Origin of the sequence: Alcanivorax sp. REN37 (assembly GCF_041102775.1) — a bacterium.
Taxonomy (GTDB): domain Bacteria; phylum Pseudomonadota; class Gammaproteobacteria; order Pseudomonadales; family Alcanivoracaceae; genus Isoalcanivorax; species Isoalcanivorax beigongshangi.
Genome location: NZ_JBGCUO010000002.1, coordinates 104,974 through 124,314 on the forward strand (window position 1 = coordinate 104,974; position 19,341 = coordinate 124,314).

Here is a 19,341-nt window from a genome sequence, read left to right on the forward strand (position 1 = left end):
GCGCGCCCTGCACTGAAATCGTTGCGTTCACCGGGCTCGTTGTGGCATCAGTCGTTAAGCTGCAGTGCTTGCCCTGGAGCGCCTAGCCGATCGCTAGGATGGGCAATGTTCTTGGCGTGCTCGATGAAGTCGCCCTCGCTGGCGCAGATAACGCGCTCAGGCTGCACCAAGATAACAACAACAAGGGAGCAGACGTGTCTGGAGACCTGTTTCTTTATCAGCGCATCAGTCGCCGACTGCTGGAGCAAATCCATTCCGGAGCCTGGGCGGTGGGAGATCGGCTGCCGTCGGTGCGTCATCTGAGCAAGCTGTTTGGCGTCAGCGTCAACACCGTGATGCAGTGCTACCGCCAGCTGGAGGCGGATGGGTATTTGGAGATCCGGCCCCAGTCAGGGGTGTTCGTGCGTAGGGCGGATGCGGACGGCATGCCGTCACCGGAGGACAGTCGTTACCCATTGCTGCCGGTAGAAGTGTCGCTCAGTGAACAGGTATTGCGTTACATGGCGCTGCATGCGCGCAATGACGTGGTACGGCTTGGTATCGCTTTACCCGGTGCAGAGGTGTTACCGGTGGCGCGGGTGATGTCGGTGCTGCGGGACGTCACCCGGCGGCAACCGTTGGAAGCTTGGGACTACTTGCATCCCAATGTGCACAACCCGCTCAGCCACCAGTTGGCGCGGCGTAGTCTTGCGTTTGAGCAGCCTTACGCAGCGGACGACATCATCATCACCAATGGTTGTATGGAGGCGCTGACACTGGCGCTGCGCAGCGTCAGCAAGCCCGGCGATGCAATAGCCGTGGAGTCGCCCACTTATTATGGGACTTTGCTGCTACTGGAAGCCCATCAGCGGCGGGTGGTGGAAGTGCCAGCCCATCCTGAGGACGGCATCAGCCTCAGCGCTTTGGAGCAGGTGTTTCAGCAAAAACGGGTAGCAGCCTGCATGGTGGCCACCAATGCGCAGAACCCGCTCGGCTTCACCATGTCGGCGGCACGTAAGCAGGCATTGGTGGCGCTGTCGGCGCGCTATGGTGTGCCGTTGATCGAAAATGATGTATGGGGCGACACCGTGTTCAACGAGGGCGACGGTGTGCCGGCCAAAGCCTGGGATAGCGAGGGCCTGGTGCTGTACTGCAATTCATTTTCTAAGACATTGATGCCGGGATTGCGGCTAGGGTGGGCAGTGGGAGGGCGTTTCCACCGTCGCCTGCTGGAACTGAAGCAACTCAGTACCATTACCTCCCCTTCCCTGTCGCAGCTGGCCATGGGGCGGATGCTGGAAAGCGGAGCTTACAGCCAGCACCTCCGTGAGCTGCGTTCTGCCTTGCGCAGCCAAGTGGTCGCGATGACGGCATTGATCGCCGCGGCATTCCCTGCTGGCACCCACATTTCCCGACCCAGTGGCGGCTGCGTGTTGTGGCTGCGGCTGCCGCCTGGGGTAGATGGCGACACGCTGTTCTTGGAGGCGGAGCGCGCCGGCATTCATGTTTTCCCCGGCGCGGTGTTTTCTGCCATGGCGGACTATCGGAATTATTTGCGCATCAATGCCGGCAATCCGGTCAGTGACAGCGTGCGGGCGGCGGTGGTCCAGCTCGGTCATCTGGCGACCGAGCTGGCCAAGGGGTGAAGCGCGTTATTGTCGCGTCAGTCCGGTGTGGTCGTAACTGCGGCAGATGTCGTCGCCACAGACATCAATGACCATGCTGTCGGGCTGTAGGAAGGCACTTTTTTGAGCTTGCGCCGCCGGCGTTCGGCGTGGGCTCTCGTGGGGGTCAAGACCATATCCCGTGGCCTGGGTGGGGCCGATGTTGCCGTGCGGCGGCAGCGCATTGCCACGCTGGCCATCATGAGCGCCGGAGTCCCAGACCGTGAATCCATGTCCCGCATGGGGGTAGTTAAGATCGTCAATCTGGAAATAGCGATTGCGGTCAGGATGGTCGCCTAGCCGGCGAGTGGGCTCGTGTAATGGCGCTCCAATAGTGCGTGCCATGATTTCTGCGCTCCATTGGGTCACCAAGTGATCACCCAGCGCGCCTTGCAGCAGCAGCCGTTTGTCGGCGCGGGTATTGGGCAGCGGGTGGCCGGCGAAGTGGCTCAGGTAGCCGTTGTTTTCGGCGCGGTCCCACAGCATCTGCATCAGCGCAAACACTAGGCTCTGGTCCAGCGGGTCGGGATAGGCCGGATATAGCATGATGCCAAACCGTTCGGCGAAGGGGCCGAAGCGCTGCAACAGCAGGCTGTAGTTGGCGCCGGGCACACCCAGAACCCCTTTGTGGATGTTCGGCGCCGTGGCGACCAGTGCCCCGCCGACAATGCCGCCTTGGCTGTTGCCGTCGAAGTACACCTCATCCAGATCAGTGCGGAAGATAATATTGCCTTGGTGCTGGAACGCCGGATGTGATGCAAAGCCCTGCGGATGGCGCAGTAGCTCGGCAAGGAACATAAAGTTAAGAATCCCCTGCTGGCTGCGGTCGTTCATCATCGGCAGGTTGCTGATATCTGCTAGCACGCTGGGGACAACACCGCTTTCCACATCGAAGCGCGACATGCCAATCCAGTCAGTGGCGCAGTACAGCATGTTGTGATCGTAGGCCATCTCCCACAGCGCATTGCTGCGGAACTCGCCGCCCGGTCCTTCGCCAAACAAGCCGTGACCGTAGACCGCCGGTCGCGCCGGATGGGTCTGGCTGCTGGGGTCATCGAAGTTCGCCACCGTAGCTTCTGACACTTGGCAGCGGAAACGCGCTGAAATCTGATCACTGTCCGGATTCACCTGTGGCAACGCATCAATGTCCGTGCTGCCGTAATGGAAGCGGCCGCCCGGTGCGCCGCCCGGGCTGGTGAGGTAGTTCGGCACTTGGAACGTGCCGACGATTCCGCGGCTAAAGGAGCCGCGCTTCTGGCCGTCTATTTCCTCACTCACGCTGGTAACGGTAAACACCGGCGCATTGCCGCCCAAGCGTGCAAAGGCGTCGTCACGGATGTGCAGCAAGCGGCCGGTGATGTTGGCTTGGCTGGCGACGGTGAAATCCCAAGCCAGCACCAGCGACTCCCGTGCAATGCCGTGACGCTGCAGGCGTGCAAACAGCTCTTCCATGGCCGGACGGCGCTGTTCGTAGATCGGTTCGCCAGTGCGCAGTCGGTCGCGGTAGGCGCGGAACAGTGCTGAGGGAGCCATCAACTCGCCATCCTTATCGCGCAGGTTGCGTAGCGCGACGATGTAGCGATGGCCTTCTTTAAAGTTGCGGGCCGGCCGGATCATCAATGATTGCCGTTGGGGATCATTGGCGGTGGCGTCAAGCTCTGCCCAGACCAGCTGCCGCTCGCCGCTGTCGGCGTCGATCACGACGATAGGGGCGTCATCGGTGAGAGCGACGCTTAGATCGTCCAACGCCGGCGCGCCGCTTTGTACCAAGTCGATGCCGGGGAGATGCGCCAACAGCATGGCGCCGGGGGAGAAGCCGTCGTTGCGGTTCCACTCCTGTGGGGCCATTGGCGATGGGCTGGTGGGGAGCCCCGGAATGCCAGTGGGCTGCGCGACCGGCAGGGCCTCTGCATGCAGGTTCAGGCGCCGCCCGGTAGCGCTGTGAGCGTCGGCAACAGTGTAGTAGTCGTTGGGAAAAGGGTAGAGGCAGTGCCCGGTTTGGAGTGGGTCGCAGTATTGGGCTTGCGCCGGATCAAGCTCGGAAAGATCCACCTGCGCGCCGCGGGCGGGTGTCGAAGATGAGCCGCCGCACCCGGTTAGCAGCAGGCTGGTGGCCATGGTGCTGGCGACCGCCAGTGGCAAGAGACGGAATCTAGACATAGTGACTGTACTCCCAAAGCAGTCCGGCCGGTTCGGGGCCGCTGTTGTTGTTCTGATTCTGCAGCGCCAGTCTAGTCAGCTAACGCCAGCAGCTGACAGGTACAGTTGGCCAGGAAAGTGCCGATACAGTTCTTTTCAGTCCGTCTGCTATTGCCAAATGTGCACTTGGATGGGTCAGGAAAAAGCGACTTTTAAATGCTGTACATACAGCCGTAGTTTCGAAAATTCACGTTGCCTGTTTCGTTAAGTAACCATTCTTTGGTGCCGACAAACTGTTCCAGAATATTGCTGCAATCTGTGCCTGTTTCGCTCTCTACTGCCAGCCTATCGTTTTAAGAAAAAAGGCAAGCATTGCCGCATAACAACAATTATGAGGAGAGCGAGCATGAGGTTATCCATTGGCGCGAAACTGCTGTTGGCAGCGGGTTTTCTGATCTTGGCGGGGTGCGGCAGTTCGTCGGACTCTGCCCGCCGGCCCCCACCCGCGTTGCAACTGGAGGTGGTGTCTAGCGCACCGGAGTGGGTCAGTGGCGGCGACGTGCGCATCGCCCTAGAAGGCGATGCGGCGCTGCTCGACCAAGTGAGCTTGAAGCTGAACGGCGAGCAAGCGGTGGCGCGCTGGCAGACCGACAGTGGCGGCCGACGTGAAGGCCTGGTGGAGGGGCTTGTGATTGGCGACAACCTGCTGCACGTAGAGCACCCTCGCCATGGTGTTTTGGCATCCACAGTATTGGTCAACCACCCGATTACAGGGCCGATGTTTTCCGGTCCGCAGCAGCAACCGTTTGTGTGCATGACGGTGCATGAGCTGGGCCGCCAACCGCTGGTCGATGAGGGGGTCAGCGAAGGCTTTCCGGTCGAGGACGAAGCCGGAAATGTGGTCGGCTACAGTCGCAACTGCTCGATCGAGCCGTTCACCGAATATTGGTACCGCACCACCGCTAATAGCTATGCCAAGCTGCCGGCCGACGGTTCACGACCGGCTGACTTAGCGACCACCGAGCTGCTCGACGGTACCGTGGTTGATTTTGTAGTGCGGTGGGAGCGCGGCACCATCAACCGCTTCATTTACAGCTATGCCATGTTGACCACGCTGGAGCAGGCGCGCGAGCGGCCCGAGGCGTTGGACACTGATCTGTGGAACGGGCGTCTGCTGTATCGTTTCCAGGGCGGTGTCGGAGTGGGCCACAGCCAAGGCCGCTTGGACTACAACCGCCGTGCTCTACACCCGGAAGTGTTGGGGCTTGGTTATGCCATCGCCTACTCCACTGGCAATCGCACTGGCGAACATTACAACCTTGAGCTGGGGGGTGAGACCGCCTTGATGGTGAAGGAGCACTTCATCAAGCGCTACGGCAAGCCGCTCTACACGGTGGGCTTGGGGGAATCTGGCGGGGGTATTCAGCAATACATTTATGCGCAGAACTTTCCTGGGCTGATTGATGCTGGCGTGCCGGTTCAGGCGTACACCGACATGGTGACCCAGACTATTCACATTGGTGATTGCGAGTTGCTGGAGCATTACATGGATTACACCGATGCGGACAACAGCAAGTGGCACCACACACCCAACCGCTCGCTGCTGGTGGGGTTACATGCTACCGACAATGTTCCCGACCCGATGGCCGCGGCCAAACAAATGCTCAATCAGCTGACCGGCAGCAATTACGGCATTGCGCCGGGTTCCACCGAGTGCATTGAATCCTGGCGCGGGCTGACGCCACTGGCGTTGAACCCGCTGTTTGGCTCGGTGCGTGAGCAGCAGAAAATGCACCCGCCCGGGATCATGGACAGCGTGCGCTGGGGCCATACGGAAGACTTGATCAATATCTACGGCGTTGACGGCAGTGGTCATGCGCGTTCGTTGTTCGATAACGTCGGCGTGCAGTATGGCCTGCAATCGTTTCTGGCCGGACACATCACTGCAGACGAGTTCCTAGACCTCAATGCGCGCGTGGGTGGCTGGAAACACCCTGCAGAAATGGTCCAAGAAGGCTTTCCCTTCATCAACAGCAGCATCAGCTATCTGCAGCAGAATCCGGATGATTTCGATCCCTGGAGTCGTCGCAACATGAACTTGAGTGCTGATGGGGGCATTACTCCCGCCCCCCGTACCGAGGGCGACCTGCTTGCCATGAACGCCGCTTATCAGTCGGGCCAGGTGTTCCGGGGTGAGGCAGAGATTCCGCTGATCGATTGGCGCCCGTATCTGGAAGAGGTGCTCGACATGCACAACGTGCACCAGTCATTTGCGTTGCGTCAGCGCATGCTCGACGGCGTCGGTCACCATGACAACCAGATCATTTGGTTTACCGATGCGCGCGGTACCGAGGACAACGCGTTTGACCAAACGCCGATGGCGTTGGCGGTGATTGACGAGTGGATGGATAACATTCGCCGGCATCCGCAGCGCAGCATCAGTGACAACAAGCCGGCCTCGGCGCAGGACAGTTGTTTTGACAGCGCTGGCCAGCTGATCGCAGCCGGAGAGCAGGTATGGAATGGCGTGCTCGACAGTCACGAAGAAGGGGCGTGCACCGCGGTATTCCCGCTGTACACCACTTCGCGCATGGTGGCCGGAGCGCCGATTCAGGGCAATTACTTCAAGTGTGCGTTGAAGCCGGTGGAGGTGGCTTTGGCTGACGGTACCTATGGCGATTGGCAGCCTGACGGCGCGCAGATGGCTCGGCTGAAGCAGATCTTTGCCGACGGCGTCTGTGACTACAGCAAGCCGGACCAAGGGCGGCCCTGATCGCGGCAGGAGTGGGAGCGCAATCCTGCGCCACCGCCATGAAATCCAGACACAAAAAAGCCCAGACAATGCTGGGCTTTTTTGCTGACCGTTGAAGCAGGTCGTATGTGGTGCCCGGAGGCGGAATCGAACCACCGACACGGGGATTTTCAATCCCCTGCTCTACCAACTGAGCTATCCGGGCGAGAAGAGGGCGCTATTAAAGCCGCTCATTGTGCCGTCGTCAAGGCACCCGGCGATCAAGATGAGGGCGGTACGTAACCTTCTGCGCGATCGTAGGGTTCGTTGTTCAGAAAGTGCTCGCGTTGCACGTCCAGGTAGCTGCGTGTGTTGGGGTCCATCACGTTCAGGTGTTTCTCATTGATCAGCCGGGTCTGCTCGGCCAGCCATTCCTGCCATGCTTTTAGCGATACCTCGGCAAACAGTTTTTCTCCCTGCGCACCAGGGAACGGTGGCCGCGGCAGGCCTTCGAGTTGTTGCTGGTATTTGCGGCAGAACACGGTACGGCTCATGGAAACTCCTCGCAGTCAGGGAAGCCGGCGCACTATAGCATGCGTGGCGTGTGCGGCTGGCCGAGGCCTGCCAGCAGTTTCGACATCGGTGCCGCCAGTCCCAGTGCGCCGGGATCGGTTGGGTCCACCCAGCGGTGATCGGCGCCGGCGTCGAGGTGGCCGGTGACCGGCAGCACCACCGGCGTGATGTCGAGATGGAAATGGCTGAAGGTGTGGCGAAAGCCATCCAAAGCGGCGGCGATACCCGGCGTCAGCCCCAGCGAGGTGGCCAATTCAGCGGCCTGTTCCGGGGTGGCCACTTCCGGGAAACACCAGAGTCCGCCCCAGATGCCGGACGGTGGTCGCTGCACCAACAGCACCTGTTGTTGCTGTTGCAGCATCACGAGTGTGGTCTGGCGCACTGGCAGTGTTTTGCGCGGTTTCGGCGTCGGGTACTGTTCTGGCCGGCCACCGGCGTGGGCGCGGCAATGCGCCACCACCGGGCAGCGTGGGCAATCCGGACGCCGGCTGGTGCACAGCGTGGCGCCCAGATCCATCATCACTTGGGTGTAAGCGCCGACCCGCTCGCTCGGTGTCAGCAGCTCAGCGACTTGCCATAGCTGCTGTTCCACCGCGCGCGTACCGGGCCAGCCGTCTATGGCGCACAGCCGGGTGAGCACCCGTTTGACGTTGCCATCTAGGATCGGCGCACGAACGCCCATCGATAGGCTGACAATGGCACCGGCGGTGGAGCGGCCGATGCCGGACAGCTGCATCAAGCCTTCCACCGTGTCGGGAAACTCGCCGCCGAACTCGGTCACCACTTGCTGGGCCGCTCGGTGCAGGTTGCGAGCGCGGGCGTAATAGCCGAGCCCGGTCCACAGGTGCAGCACCTCGTCCAGCGGCGCCGCCGCCAGCGATTGCACCTCTGGGAAGCGCGCCATGAAACGTTCGAAATAGGGAATGACGGTGGCTACCTGGGTCTGCTGGAGCATGATCTCCGAAATCCAGACCCGGTAGGGCGTCACCGCCTGTTGCCACGGCAGCTCGGTGCGGCCGTGCTGGTCATACCAATCCAGCACGGCGCGTTGGAAGCTGGCCGGTGCCAGCGGCAACAGGGTCATCGGCGCAGCAGGCCTTCCAGAGCGCCGCGTGCCTTGTCGCGGATCTGCTCCTCGGCTTTTTCTTTCTCTTCATCGAGGCGTTCTTGGACGCGGGCTTTCTCCTCGTCCAGACGCTCCTGCACCTGCTCGCGATCCAACGGGATGTCGACGCCGAGTTTGTCCTGGGCGAGCCGGGCCACCAGTTCTTTACCGGCATCCTGGAAAGCGTCGGCACGCGGCAGGCACCAGCGCGCCGGGCTGCCGGCAAGGTTGCCGGAGCAGTGCAGCGGCCAAGCGCGCTCGGCAATGCGCGGGTCGCTGCTCAGGCCCGGTGCTTTCATCGACAGGTTCAGGTCGAAGTCGCTGCTGAGCAGGTTGAGCGAGCCTTTGCCGTCGATGGAGGCGCCACGGTCGAGCTTGGCGGCGAAGCTGTCGAGGTGGGCGACGGTGTTTTCCAGCCGTGCCACGGTGCGCAGATCAAGGATCTTAGTGTCTTCGCTCAGTTCGCGCGGCAGTCGGCCGCTTTCCAGGTTCGGCACCAGCGCGGCCAGCGGTTGGAACTTGCCGAGCATGTCGTTGAGGCCGCCGATCAGCTCGTTATGCAAGTTGAGGCCGCGCACGATGCCGTCCAGCAGGCCGAAGTCGATCTTGCCTTTGGCGTTCTCGAACAGCGCTTTTTCACTGTTGCCGCGCGAGTTCATGGACAACGACAGGTTGGTAACGCCGGTGAACAGATCGCGGTTGAGCGCCGCTTTCACTAGCGGTTGCAGCTGCACGTTGCGCACGTTGGCATCCAGTTGCAGGGTCGGATTGGCGCTGCGGGCGTCGAGCTGAGCCTTGGCATCAAAGCCGCCATCGAGCGTCTTGCCGTCGGCACGGGTCAGGCGCAGCAGACCGTCGCGCGCGGACAGACCGAGGTGGATGTCATTGAACGCCAAGCCCTCGAGGGTGGCTTGGCCGATGGTAAAGGTGCCGTCCACGTTCAGTTCGCGCAGGTCGTCCAGCGGCAGCAGCGGCTCTTCGGACAGCACCAGCGGTGCGGCAGTGCTGTCGCTGTCGGCGGCGGCAGTGTCGGTGTTGGTGTCCTCGGCCGGCGGCAGGTAATGGTCCAGCGCGATGCGGTCCAGCGCCAGATTGAACACCAGCGCCAGGCTGTCGAGATCGGCCACGCCGGCCTTGCCGGAAACGGTGCTGTCATCGAAGGTCAGCGTCATCGGGTCCAGCATCAAGCTATTGGCCGGGCCGTTAAGGGTGCCGCTGAAGGCGACTTTCGACAGCGCATCTTTGCGCGCCATGTCCAGCGTGGCTTCACCCAGTGCTTGCAGCACCTTGTTGGCGTCAAACGGCGCGGTGTCGAGCTGGCCGGCAAAGCGCATCTTGTCGGACAGGCCGGTGAGGGTGATGCCGCCTTGGGTGCGGGTGCCGAGCGCTTCCAGCACCAAGTCGGTGACGGTCACTTGATCGTTGCCGAGGTCGGCGTCGACGGCGCCGCTTACGCTGACATCCAGCGGCTTGGCGGTGACACCCGCTACGCGGGTGCGCAGTTTCAGGTTGCTGGCGCGATAGCGCTCGGCTTCCAGATCCAGCTGCACGGTGGTGGCCAGGTCCAGATCAATGCGCATGTCAGCTTGGTCTTGGTAGCGCAGCGAGGCGGTGACCGGGAAGGCGCCATCCAGACTCACGTCTTCGGCAGCCACATTCAGATGCTCGACGGTGATGTCAGTGCCGTCGACGGTGTTGCGGTAGCGCAGCCGGCTGTCGCTCAGCGTGACCGACGGAATCGTGAGCGGAATATCGAGCGCGCTGCCGCTGTCATCGGCCGCAGGCTCTGCTTCGGTAGCCGGAGTCGCATCGCCGCTGGCGCCGATGCGTTCCCAGTTGCCGCCGTTGGCGCCCTCCACCAAGTCGATGGTCACGCCGGACAGGGTGATGGCGTCCATTTCCACGCGGCCGCGCAGCAGCGGCAGGATCGCTACCCCCAGTTTGGCGTCGTCCAGCGCGGCAAACAGCTCGCTGTCGTCGGCGATGCGTGCCTCAGTGCGGCCGATGGAGACGCCCAGCGAGGGCCACAGAGTCCAGCCCAAATCGCCTTGGATATCCAGGTTTAGGTCCGCGTGCTCACGGGCCAGTGCGGTGATCTGGGGCTTGAAGTCATTGGGGTCGATCACCCGGGTGATGACGAACAGGGCGATGCCGACCACCACCACCAGGGCGATGAGGATGTACAGCAGAATGCGGGCAAAACGGGCCATGAGGGCACTCCTTGCGCGGGGGAATGAGACGCAGCGCAGTATAACAGCGCTGACGCACCGTCGAGGTGATCGACTGTTGACTGTGGCTCAGCCGGGAAGGTTCAGACCAGTCCGGCCCGCGCGGCGACACCGGTCAGGCTGTCCGGCCACGCCAGATCCGGCAGCAAACCGGCGGCGCCGGCCAGCAGCGTGCTGCCGACACTGCGACCACGGTTAGCCGGATGCACCGCCAGCGCTGTCACCTGCCAGCCGTCGCCGGCCGCTTCGGCCACCAAAATGGCGATCGGGCGGGCGTTGAAATGCCCTTCGATGATGCGGCGTCCGGGCTGGTCCTGGCGCAGGCTTTGCAGCAGTTCGGGCTGGTCGGCAAGCACCCGCGCGAAGTAGTCAGCGCTGTCCGGGGTGAAGGAATGTTCGCGGGCAATCAGAGGCATAGGCTGGGTCGCTGGTTCGTCGGGCGGGGGGGCCGTATAATAGCCCGCCGATCAATGGAGGTCATTCATGACTCAGCGCACTGCCAGCGTCACCCGTAATACGCTGGAAACCCGTATTCAGGTTTCCCTGAATCTCGATGGCACCGGCAAGGGCGTGTTCAACACCGGAGTTCCCTTCCTTGACCACATGCTCGATCAGATTTCCCGTCACGGGCTGATCGATCTGGACGTGCGCGCCGAAGGCGACCTGCACATCGACGCTCACCACACCGTGGAAGACGTCGGCATCACCGTGGGCCAGGCACTGGCCCAGGCGATTGGCGACAAGAAAGGCATCTACCGTTACGGCCACAGCTATGTGCCGTTGGACGAAGCCCTCAGCCGCGTGGTGGTGGACCTGTCCGGCCGCCCGGGCCTGCACATGAACGTGGAATTCACCCGCGCCCGCATTGGTGATTTCGACGTGGACCTGTTCCAGGAGTTCTTCCAGGGGCTGGTGAACCACGCGATGATCACCCTGCACATCGACAACCTGCGCGGCTTCAACGCCCACCACCAGGCGGAAACAGTGTTCAAGGCGTTTGGCCGGGCACTGCGCATGGCGGTGGCCCGCGATGAGCGCATGGCGGACATGACACCGTCCACCAAGGGTACGCTCACCGAAAACACCCCTCAGGGTTGATTGCCAATGGCCGAATCTGTCGTTCTGATTGATTACGGCATGGGCAACCTGCACTCCGCCGCCAAGGCGTTGGAGCAGGCCTCCCCGTCCCACCGCGTGCGTGTCAGCAGTGATGCGCAAGTGGTGGCGGCGGCGGACCGGGTGGTGTTCCCCGGCGTCGGCGCCATGCGCGACTGCATGGGAGCGCTGCGCGAGCGCGGTCTTGATCAAGCGATCCTGTCCGTGGTGGCCGCCGGCCGGCCGTTGCTGGGTATCTGCATCGGCATGCAGGCGCTGACCCGCCACAGTGCTGAAAACGGCGGTGTGGACTGCTTGGCGGTGTTGGACGGCAGCGTCACTCGCTTCCCCGACCACGCCGGCAAACAGCGTTTGAAGGTGCCGCACATGGGCTGGAGCCCGGTGCTGCAACAACCGCATCCGCTGTGGCAGGGCATCGCCGACCAATCGCGGTTCTATTTTGTGCATTCCTACTGCGCCGCCGACCTGTCGGCGACGCAGACCGTGGGCAGTTGCGATTACGGCGTACCTTTTGCCGCCGCCGCTGCCCGCGACAACGTGTTCGCGGTGCAATTCCACCCGGAAAAAAGCGCCGCTGACGGCCTCACACTGCTGGCCAACTTCCTGCGCTGGCAGCCCTGACGAGTTGGCGCTGCGGCGCCGCTTTGCGAAGAGACATGACTATGGAACTGATCCCCGCCATCGATCTGAAAGACGGCAAGTGTGTGCGCCTGCGCCAAGGCCGCATGGACGATGACACCGTGTTCTCCGATGACCCGGTGGCGGTGGCCAGCGACTGGGTGGCCAAAGGCGCCCGCCGCCTGCACTTGGTGGACCTGAACGGCGCCTTTGCCGGCGAGCCGGTGAACGGTGAAATCGTCAAGGCGATTGCTGCCCGCCACCCGGAGCTGCCGATCCAGATCGGCGGCGGCATCCGCACCCCGGAAATCATCGAAGCCTATCTGGCTGCCGGCGTGCAGTGGGTGATCATCGGCACCAAGGCGGTGACCGATCCGGATTTCGTCACCGAGATGTGCAAGCGCTTCCCCGGCCACATCATCGTCGGCCTCGATGCCATCAACGGCAAAGTGGCCACCGACGGCTGGGCCAATGTCACTGACGTGGACGTGATCGAGCTGGCCAAGCGCTTTGAGCACGACGGCGTGTCCGCCATCGTTTACACCGACATCGCCCGTGATGGCATGCTGCAGGGCGTTAACGTGGACGCCACCGAGCGGCTGGCGCAGTCGATGTCGATTCCGGTGATTGCCTCCGGTGGCATCACTAACCTCGACGACGTGCGCAACCTGTGCGCAGTGGCGGCGTCTGGCATCAGCGGCGCTATCACCGGCCGGGCAATCTACGAAGGTACGCTCGACTTTGCTGCCGGCCAGATGCTGGCAGACCAGCTCAGCGACCGTGCCTGAGCCAGCTGGCGATGACGGCGCGCTTCGGTGCGCCGCCATCGCTCTGTTACACTGCGCGGCTTCTTCTTTCCTCAGACACATTCGGTGGTATCCCATGGGATTGGCCAAACGCATCATCCCCTGCCTGGACGTTGAACAGGGGCGCGTCGTCAAAGGCGTCAAATTTGTTGAGATCCGCGACGCCGGTGACCCGGTGGAAATCGCCCGCCGCTACAACGAGGCGGGTGCCGACGAACTGACCTTCCTCGATATCAGTGCCACCGTCGAAGGCCGTGCCACCATGCTCAACACGGTGGAGCGCATCGCCGCGGAGGTGTTCATTCCGCTCACCGTGGGCGGTGGTGTGAGCACGCTGGACGACATCCGCAACCTGCTCAATGCCGGTGCCGACAAAGTCAGCATCAACTCGGCCGCGGTGGCGCGTCCGGAGTTCGTGCGCGAAGCCGCCGAGCGGTTTGGCTCGCAGTGCATCGTGGCCGCCATCGACGCCAAGAAAGTCAGCGCCGAGAGCCAGCCCAACCGTTGGGAGATCTTCACCCACGGCGGCCGTAAGGCGACCGGACTGGACGCCATTGAGTGGGCTCGGCTGATGGCTGAGTACGGTGCTGGCGAAATGCTGCTGACCAGCATGGACCGCGACGGCACCAAAAACGGTTTCGACATCGCGCTCACCCGTGCCATCAGCGATGCGGTGCCGGTGCCGGTGATCGCGTCCGGCGGCGTTGGCAACTTGCAGCATCTGGTGGATGGCATCCTGCAGGGCGGTGCCGATGCGGTGTTGGCGGCAAGTATTTTCCATTTCGGCGAGTTCAGCATCCGCGAGGCCAAGGAATACCTGGCTGCCGCGGGCATTGAAGTGCGCCTGTAACGCGGACGGCGGGGGCATGGAGCCCCCGCTCTGGCTCAGCTACTCTCTGTTGGCATAACAACAACAGAAGGAAGCTGCTGCATGGATTCGTCCAGTCTGGTTGAGGTGGGTTTGCCCGCCGCATTGTTCCTGATCATGGTCGGTATGGGGCTCACCCTCACCGGCAATGATTTCCGCACTCTTGCGGCCCGTCCCGGGCCGATCCTGTTCGGTACCCTGGCCCAGATCGTGCTGATGCCGCTGCTGGCGGTGGCGATTGCGCTGATGCTGGACTTGCCGCCGGTGATGGCGGTGGGGCTGGTGCTGATCGGTGCCTGCCCCGGCGGCACCACTTCCAATCTGTTTGCCTTCCTTGGCCGCGGCGACGTGGCGCTGTCGATCATCCTCACGGTGCTGGCGAGCCTGATCACCATTGTCACGCTGCCGCTGTCGGTGAACCTCGCCATGGAGCATTTCCTGGGTGAGGGCACTCGCTTCTCGCTGCCGGTGCTGAAAACCGTGTTGACGCTGGTGGTGATCATCTTGGTGCCGGTGCTGATCGGCATGGGGGTGCGCAACCGGCGACCGGCTTGGGCGGCGCGCGGCGAGAAGTTGGTGAGCCTGTTCGGGCTGGTGGTGCTGGTGGCGGTGATCGTTGGACTGGTGGCGCAGGAAGGCAGTCGCATGCTGGGCTATCTACAGGCAGCCGGGCCGGCGGCGGCACTGCTGGCGGTGGCAGGCATGGCGGTGGCGCTGCTGGGCGGGCGCGTAATGGGACTGTCTGGGCCGGCAGCACTCACGGTAGCCATCGAGCTGGCAGTGAAGAACGGCACCTTGGGGCTGATGATCGCGCTGAGCTTGCTGCAATCACCGGAGATGTCGATTCCGGCGGCAGTCTACAGTCTGCTGATGTTCGTGTTCGGGTTCTTGCTGGCGGGGCTGGGTCGGGCGCGGTTGCCGGCGCGACCGCTGGCGGTGTGAGGTCATTGGGCCGGCCCAGTGCCGGCCCGCTGACTCAGCGGCCGCGCAGGGCCGCGGCCCGGCGCCAGTTGTTGGGCAGCAACTCGGATACCGGCACCAACTCCACCCCCGCCTCGCGCAGCAAGGGCAGCGCACTTTCCAGATACTCCAGCGTTTCCGGGTAGGGATGGCCGATGCCGATGGCGTGGCCACGCTGGCGCGCGATCGCCAGCAGTTGGTTGAACTGGGTGTTGATCGCCGCGCGGTCGCGCAGGTTGTCGAGAAACACATCGCGGCTGGCTTGGGCGATGCCGAAACGGGCAGCGGTGGCTGCGGCCACCGAATCGCCAATGGTGCGGCTGTCGATGAAGTACACATGACGCGTGGCCAGCGCCTGCATCACCCGTTCCATGGCGGCTCGGTCGCGGGTCACTGCGCTGCCCATGTGGTTGTTGAGGCCGCGGGCTTGCGGCACCCGCTCAAACGCATCGCGCAGTACCCGTGCGACCTGGGTCGCCGACATTTGCGTATCGACGCCGCCCGGGTCCAGCGGCATCGGGCCGCTGGCGGCCATCGGCAGGTGGATCAGGATTTCATGGCCACGGGCGGCGGCGCGGCGCGCCATTTCAGTGCCGTGCGGGGAGCGCGGGATCACCGCCAAGGTGATCGCCGGCGGCAGTTGCAGCGCCCGTTGGCTGCGGTCGCGGTGGTAGCCGATGTCATCCAGGATCACCGCAATGCGGGGGGTGTCGGTGGCCAGTGCCAGCGGTGCCCACAGCAGTGCGGTCAGCAGTACCAGCAGCGGTTTCACGGGGCCGGCCGGCGCTGGCTCAGGTGGATGCCGCGCAGTACCGACAGGGCTTGATACAGCTCGTAATCACGGCGTGCCAGCGCGCCGGTGGCCGCGGCGCTGTCCGGTGCCGAATCGGCACCGCTTTGCAGGTGATGAGGCAGATCCGCTTCGCGCAGGCTGTCAGGGTCGTCGCTCCATTCCACCTTGCTGACACTGACCGGGATGTCCGGGTGGATGCCGTCCGCCTGGATCGAGCGCCCATTGGGCGTGTAGTAACGCGCGGTGGTGAGTTTCAGCGCCGCGTCATCTTGCAGCGGCAGTACCGTCTGCACCGAGCCTTTGCCGAAGGTGCGGCGGCCGATAATCAGCGCGCGGCCATGGTCTTGCAACGCGCCGGCGACGATTTCCGACGCCGAGGCGGAGCCGCCGTTCACCAGCACCGCCAGTGGTTTGCCGTTGAGCAGGTCGCCATGGCTGGCGGCGTAGTTGAGGCGGGTGTCCTCGCTGCGACCCTGGGTGTAGACGATCAGGCCGTCATCGAGGAACAGGTCGCTGACCTGGATGGCGCCGGTGAGCACGCCGCCGGGGTTGTTGCGCAGATCGAGTACCAGCCCGGCCAGGTTGGGATTGTCGGCCAGCAGTTGCTCCAGCTGGCGGCGCACCTCGCGGCCGGTGTTGCTCTGGAATTGGGAGATGCGCAGGTAGCCAATCTCGTCCGGCAGCATCTCGCTGCGCACACTGCGCACCTGGATGCGGTCGCGGGTGAGGGTGACGGTTTTCGGCGAGCCGCTGCCTTCACGCAGCAGCTGGATGGTGACGCTGCTGCCGATCTCGCCGCGCAGCATTTCCACCGCCTCGTTGAGGGTCAGGCCCTTGAGCAAGGTGTCATCGATCTTCAGCAGCACGTCGTTGGCTTGAATGCCGGCGCGGCTGGCCGGGGTGTCGTCCATCGGCGTGACCACGGTGACGAAGCCGTCCTTCATGGTCACTTCCATACCGAGGCCGCCGAACTCGCCGGAGGTGCTCACCTGCAGGTCGTCAAACTCGTCTGGGCTGAGGTAGGCAGAGTGCGGGTCGAGCTCCATCAGCATGCCGCGGATGGCAGACTCCAGCAGTTCGCGCACATCGGCGTCTTCCACGTAGGCGACGCGGATGCGCTCCAGCACTTCGGCAAACCGGCGCAGTTCGGTCACTGGAATGTCGTGCTGGCGGGCGTCCTGGTCCAGTTGCGGGCGCGGGTCCAGCGGCGCTGCCACGGTGGTGGTGGCCAGGGCCAGCAGGGAAATGCCGAGAATGTATTTCATCCTGTCTACTCTCAGAGTGCGGCCGCCGCCGATTAATTCAGGGGCGGCAGTGTAACACGGCGGTTGACCCAGCCATTGGGGTTCACCGGCTTGCCCTGGCGGCGAATTTCAAAGTACAGCCCGGCGTCACCAGCGCCGCCGGAGTCGCCGGAACGGGCCAGCACATCACCGGCGGAAACCCAATCACCGACCTCGCGCAGCAATGTTTGGTTATGGCCGTACAGGCTCAGGTAACCGTTGCCATGGTCGACGATCAGCATGAAACCGTAGCCGCGCAGCCAGTCGGAGTACACCACGCGCCCGGTGTGGATCGCGCGTACCGGAGTGCCGGGTGTGGCCTCCAGAATCATCCCGTTCCAGCGCAGACTGCCGCTGCGCACGGTACCGAAGTTCACCCGCGTGCGGCCTTCCAACGGGAACGGCAGTTTGCCGGCCAGCTGGCCAAAGGGGGCGCCGCTGGGCTGCGCCGGAATGTCGGCGATCACCCGGTTCATCTGTTGCAGCAGCGCGTCGAGCCGGCTTTCGTCAGCGCGTAGCGCGCCGAGCCGCTGGCCCTGCTCGGTGACCTGGGCATTGAGCGCGCTGAGCGCGGTGGCGCGCTGCTGGCGTGCTTCGCCAAGGCGGCGCTGCTGGGCGCTCACTTCTGCCTCGCGCACGCCGAGCTGCTCGCGGGCATCGGCCACTTCCAGCGACACCTTGATCAGCGCCTCCAGTTCTGTTTTGAGGGTGCTGAGGCGCTCGCTGCGGGCGCGCTGCATGTAATCGTGGTAGCGCAGCAGCCGTGCGACTTGGTCCGGCTGTTGCTGGCTGAGCAGCAGCTTGGTGGTGGGTTCTTTGCCGTGCCCGTACAGTAGCCGCACGGTGCGCGCGATCCATTCCACCTGGGTGGCCTGTTCGGCGGCCATGCTGCGCTGGCGGGTCTTGAGTTGGTCGAGGCGCTGGGCGGCCTCGCGCTGGCGTTGCTGTAGGGTGGTCTGTTCGCGATCGAGCCGGGCGATGGCGGCTTCGCGCTCGCGCAGGTCCGCGGCCAGCCGGTCGCGCTGGCGCAGGTCTTTCTGCTGTTGTTGTTCCAGCCCGCGGATTCGCTCGCGTAATTCACGCAGTTGCCCCGGCGAGACGTTGTCTGCCGGCAGCCAGGCAGGCCACAGCAACAGCACACCAAGTAGCGCGGACAGCAGCAAACGGGGGCGGATCATGGGAGTGTGGCCACCGGTGTTGGCAGCGCGGCAGTGCCAAACCGGCCGCGAGCATGGATGAATGGCATTGGCTTCCTTATACTTGGCGACGTTTTTTTACCCATGATCGGATGATGCTGTATGACCAAAGCGCTCGAATTTGCCGCCAACCACCCAGTGCTGGTATCGGCGTTCTTTTTGCTCTGGGCTCTGTTCTTCCTGAACGAGTCACGCCGCGGCGGTCGTTCCATCAGCCCGCAGCAGGCCACTGACCTGCTCAACCGGGAACAGGGTGTGGTGATTGATCTGCGCAGCGCCGATGACTTCCGCAAGGGACACATCGCGGGAAGTATCAATGTTCCGCAGGCCAACCTCAACGAACGCCTGAACGAAATTGAAAAATGGAAAGACCGCCCGTTGATCTTCCTGTGCGGCCAGGGCAACCAGGCCGGCGGGGCGGTGTCGCCGTTGCGCGGCAAGGGGTTCACGAAACTGTACCGCATCCGTGGTGGAATGCAGGGATGGCGCGGTGAGAACTTGCCAGTGGTGCGAGCCTGATGACTTCCGTACTGATTTATACCACCCGTTGGTGCCCGTTCTGCCAGCGCGCTCTGCAGCTGCTGGACAGCAAGGGCGTGTCGTACACCAATGTGGATGTGGATGACGACCCGTCCCAGCGTCAGATCATGATCGAGCGGGCGGGGCGCCGAACGGTGCCGCAAATCTTCATCGGCGACACCCACGTGGGGGGCTGCGATGATCTTTACGCCTTGGAGCGTGAAGGCCGCCTGGATGCAATGCTGAACATGGATGCAAAACAATGAGTGAGACACCGGAGCGCGCGTTCCACCTGCAACGTTTTTACGTCAAGGACCTGTCCTATGAAGTGCCGGGGGCACCTGAGGTGTTCCTGACCCCGGTGCAGCCGCGGGTGAACCTGCAGCTGAACACCGAAGCCCGTGCGCTGGGTGACAGCGGCAGCGATTTCGAAGTGGTGCTGAGCGTCACCGTCACCGCCGAGAATGAAGACGGCAAAGTGCTGTACCTGGCGGAAGTGGTGCAGGCTGGCATCTTCACCTTGGTTGGCTTTGAAGGCGAAGAGCGCGATCACCTGCTCGGCGCCTACTGCCCGAACCTGCTGTTCCCGTATGCCCGCGAAGCGGTGTCTGATCTGGTCAACCGTGGCAGCTTCCCGCAATTGCTGCTGCAACCGATCAACTTCGATGCGCTTTACGCCGACGCCCGCGCGCGTCAGGCCGACGGCGCCGAAGCGCCGACCCACTGAGTGGTCGGCAGAAGCAAAAAAGCCCGTCAGTGACGG

General features: G+C 63.3%; 18 protein-coding genes and 1 tRNA gene. 10 read left to right on the forward strand and 9 right to left on the reverse strand.

From position 1 onward, the window contains the following. Positions 1-98: 98 nt before the first annotated feature. A complete protein-coding gene (locus AB5I84_RS12200) occupies positions 99-1,625 on the forward strand; it encodes an aminotransferase-like domain-containing protein (RefSeq protein ID WP_369456184.1) in 1,527 nt (508 codons plus the stop codon). A gap of 6 nt (positions 1,626-1,631) precedes the next feature. Here the strand turns inward: AB5I84_RS12200 and AB5I84_RS12205 are convergent, their stop codons facing one another. Further along, on the reverse strand, positions 1,632-3,803 hold the full coding sequence (locus AB5I84_RS12205; RefSeq protein ID WP_369456185.1) for a hypothetical protein: 2,172 nt from the start codon (positions 3,801-3,803) through the stop codon (positions 1,632-1,634). Positions 3,804-4,188: 385 nt separating this feature from the next. Here AB5I84_RS12205 and AB5I84_RS12210 point away from each other — a divergent pair, with 385 nt between their 5' ends. Continuing rightward, positions 4,189-6,555, forward strand: coding sequence for a DUF6351 family protein (locus AB5I84_RS12210; protein WP_369456186.1), 2,367 nt, complete (start codon positions 4,189-4,191; stop codon positions 6,553-6,555). 108 nt (positions 6,556-6,663) lie between these two features. On the opposite strand, the gene AB5I84_RS12215 is transcribed toward AB5I84_RS12210, so the two are convergent. From AB5I84_RS12215 to AB5I84_RS12235, 5 genes are all read right to left on the reverse strand, one after another. Continuing rightward, positions 6,664-6,739: transfer RNA gene (locus AB5I84_RS12215), tRNA-Phe, on the reverse strand. Between the two features lie 55 nt (positions 6,740-6,794). Beyond that, positions 6,795-7,067, reverse strand: coding sequence for an oxidative damage protection protein (locus AB5I84_RS12220; protein WP_369456187.1), 273 nt, complete (start codon positions 7,065-7,067; stop codon positions 6,795-6,797). A gap of 32 nt (positions 7,068-7,099) precedes the next feature. Beyond that, positions 7,100-8,170, reverse strand: a complete 1,071-nt coding sequence (gene mutY / locus AB5I84_RS12225) for an A/G-specific adenine glycosylase (protein WP_369456188.1) — start codon at positions 8,168-8,170, stop codon at positions 7,100-7,102. Next, entirely contained in the window at positions 8,167-10,401 is a 2,235-nt protein-coding gene (locus tag AB5I84_RS12230; RefSeq protein ID WP_369456189.1) for an AsmA family protein, read from the reverse strand. Before AB5I84_RS12230 ends, mutY begins: the two co-directional genes overlap by 4 nt. Positions 10,402-10,502: 101 nt before the next feature. After that, positions 10,503-10,835, reverse strand: a complete 333-nt coding sequence (locus AB5I84_RS12235) for a hypothetical protein (RefSeq protein ID WP_369456190.1) — start codon at positions 10,833-10,835, stop codon at positions 10,503-10,505. Positions 10,836-10,902: 67 nt separating this feature from the next. Here AB5I84_RS12235 and hisB point away from each other — a divergent pair, with 67 nt between their 5' ends. The 5 genes from hisB (at position 10,903) to AB5I84_RS12260 (ending at position 14,769) form a co-directional block, all read left to right on the forward strand. Then, the gene (gene hisB, locus AB5I84_RS12240; protein ID WP_369456191.1) at positions 10,903-11,517 is read left to right on the forward strand and encodes an imidazoleglycerol-phosphate dehydratase HisB; all 615 of its coding nucleotides are present in this window, start codon (positions 10,903-10,905) and stop codon (positions 11,515-11,517) included. Between the two features lie 6 nt (positions 11,518-11,523). After that, complete coding sequence (gene hisH, locus AB5I84_RS12245; RefSeq protein ID WP_369456192.1) at positions 11,524-12,156, forward strand: imidazole glycerol phosphate synthase subunit HisH; 633 nt, start codon at positions 11,524-11,526, stop codon at positions 12,154-12,156. Positions 12,157-12,197: 41 nt separating this feature from the next. Then, the gene (gene hisA / locus AB5I84_RS12250; RefSeq protein WP_369456193.1) at positions 12,198-12,941 is read left to right on the forward strand and encodes a 1-(5-phosphoribosyl)-5-[(5-phosphoribosylamino)methylideneamino]imidazole-4-carboxamide isomerase; all 744 of its coding nucleotides are present in this window, start codon (positions 12,198-12,200) and stop codon (positions 12,939-12,941) included. Between the two features lie 94 nt (positions 12,942-13,035). Then, the gene (hisF, locus tag AB5I84_RS12255; RefSeq protein ID WP_369456194.1) at positions 13,036-13,809 is read left to right on the forward strand and encodes an imidazole glycerol phosphate synthase subunit HisF; all 774 of its coding nucleotides are present in this window, start codon (positions 13,036-13,038) and stop codon (positions 13,807-13,809) included. Positions 13,810-13,890: 81 nt separating this feature from the next. Continuing rightward, positions 13,891-14,769: a bile acid:sodium symporter family protein gene (locus tag AB5I84_RS12260; protein ID WP_369456195.1), complete on the forward strand. Its 879-nt coding sequence runs from the start codon at positions 13,891-13,893 to the stop codon at positions 14,767-14,769. A gap of 34 nt (positions 14,770-14,803) precedes the next feature. On the opposite strand, the gene AB5I84_RS12265 is transcribed toward AB5I84_RS12260, so the two are convergent. The 3 genes from AB5I84_RS12265 to AB5I84_RS12275 are packed head-to-tail and all read right to left on the reverse strand — an operon-like array spanning position 14,804 to position 18,041. Next, positions 14,804-15,559: a divergent polysaccharide deacetylase family protein gene (locus AB5I84_RS12265; RefSeq protein WP_369456196.1), complete on the reverse strand. Its 756-nt coding sequence runs from the start codon at positions 15,557-15,559 to the stop codon at positions 14,804-14,806. Then, a complete protein-coding gene (locus AB5I84_RS12270) occupies positions 15,556-16,845 on the reverse strand; it encodes a S41 family peptidase (protein WP_369456197.1) in 1,290 nt (429 codons plus the stop codon). Before AB5I84_RS12270 ends, AB5I84_RS12265 begins: the two co-directional genes overlap by 4 nt. 32 nt (positions 16,846-16,877) lie before the next feature. After that, positions 16,878-18,041, reverse strand: coding sequence for a murein hydrolase activator EnvC family protein (locus tag AB5I84_RS12275; protein WP_369456198.1), 1,164 nt, complete (start codon positions 18,039-18,041; stop codon positions 16,878-16,880). A gap of 120 nt (positions 18,042-18,161) precedes the next feature. Between AB5I84_RS12275 and AB5I84_RS12280 the strand changes: the two genes are divergently transcribed. From AB5I84_RS12280 to secB, 3 genes are read left to right on the forward strand one after another with little or no spacing between them, the layout of a single operon-like run. After that, positions 18,162-18,578: a rhodanese-like domain-containing protein gene (locus tag AB5I84_RS12280; RefSeq protein WP_369456199.1), complete on the forward strand. Its 417-nt coding sequence runs from the start codon at positions 18,162-18,164 to the stop codon at positions 18,576-18,578. Beyond that, entirely contained in the window at positions 18,578-18,844 is a 267-nt protein-coding gene (gene grxC / locus AB5I84_RS12285) for a glutaredoxin 3 (protein ID WP_369456200.1), read from the forward strand. The genes AB5I84_RS12280 and grxC overlap by 1 nt, the downstream gene beginning before the upstream one ends. Next, complete coding sequence (gene secB, locus AB5I84_RS12290) at positions 18,841-19,305, forward strand: protein-export chaperone SecB (RefSeq protein WP_369456201.1); 465 nt, start codon at positions 18,841-18,843, stop codon at positions 19,303-19,305. Before grxC ends, secB begins: the two co-directional genes overlap by 4 nt. Positions 19,306-19,341: the final 36 nt, after the last annotated feature.

What these genes read in the sequence shown, in the direction of transcription:
- AB5I84_RS12200 (WP_369456184.1), top strand. Translation starts at nt 99, where the DNA reads ATGGGCAATGTTCTTGGCGTGCTCGATGAAGTCGCCCTCGCTGGCGCA.
- AB5I84_RS12205 (WP_369456185.1), bottom strand. Translation starts at nt 3,803, where the DNA reads ATGTCTAGATTCCGTCTCTTGCCACTGGCGGTCGCCAGCACCATGGCC.
- AB5I84_RS12210 (WP_369456186.1), top strand. Translation starts at nt 4,189, where the DNA reads ATGAGGTTATCCATTGGCGCGAAACTGCTGTTGGCAGCGGGTTTTCTG.
- AB5I84_RS12220 (WP_369456187.1), bottom strand. Translation starts at nt 7,067, where the DNA reads ATGAGCCGTACCGTGTTCTGCCGCAAATACCAGCAACAACTCGAAGGC.
- mutY (WP_369456188.1), bottom strand. Translation starts at nt 8,170, where the DNA reads ATGACCCTGTTGCCGCTGGCACCGGCCAGCTTCCAACGCGCCGTGCTG.
- AB5I84_RS12230 (WP_369456189.1), bottom strand. Translation starts at nt 10,401, where the DNA reads ATGGCCCGTTTTGCCCGCATTCTGCTGTACATCCTCATCGCCCTGGTG.
- AB5I84_RS12235 (WP_369456190.1), bottom strand. Translation starts at nt 10,835, where the DNA reads ATGCCTCTGATTGCCCGCGAACATTCCTTCACCCCGGACAGCGCTGAC.
- hisB (WP_369456191.1), top strand. Translation starts at nt 10,903, where the DNA reads ATGACTCAGCGCACTGCCAGCGTCACCCGTAATACGCTGGAAACCCGT.
- hisH (WP_369456192.1), top strand. Translation starts at nt 11,524, where the DNA reads ATGGCCGAATCTGTCGTTCTGATTGATTACGGCATGGGCAACCTGCAC.
- hisA (WP_369456193.1), top strand. Translation starts at nt 12,198, where the DNA reads ATGGAACTGATCCCCGCCATCGATCTGAAAGACGGCAAGTGTGTGCGC.
- hisF (WP_369456194.1), top strand. Translation starts at nt 13,036, where the DNA reads ATGGGATTGGCCAAACGCATCATCCCCTGCCTGGACGTTGAACAGGGG.
- AB5I84_RS12260 (WP_369456195.1), top strand. Translation starts at nt 13,891, where the DNA reads ATGGATTCGTCCAGTCTGGTTGAGGTGGGTTTGCCCGCCGCATTGTTC.
- AB5I84_RS12270 (WP_369456197.1), bottom strand. Translation starts at nt 16,845, where the DNA reads ATGAAATACATTCTCGGCATTTCCCTGCTGGCCCTGGCCACCACCACC.
- AB5I84_RS12275 (WP_369456198.1), bottom strand. Translation starts at nt 18,041, where the DNA reads ATGATCCGCCCCCGTTTGCTGCTGTCCGCGCTACTTGGTGTGCTGTTG.
- AB5I84_RS12280 (WP_369456199.1), top strand. Translation starts at nt 18,162, where the DNA reads ATGACCAAAGCGCTCGAATTTGCCGCCAACCACCCAGTGCTGGTATCG.
- grxC (WP_369456200.1), top strand. Translation starts at nt 18,578, where the DNA reads ATGACTTCCGTACTGATTTATACCACCCGTTGGTGCCCGTTCTGCCAG.
- secB (WP_369456201.1), top strand. Translation starts at nt 18,841, where the DNA reads ATGAGTGAGACACCGGAGCGCGCGTTCCACCTGCAACGTTTTTACGTC.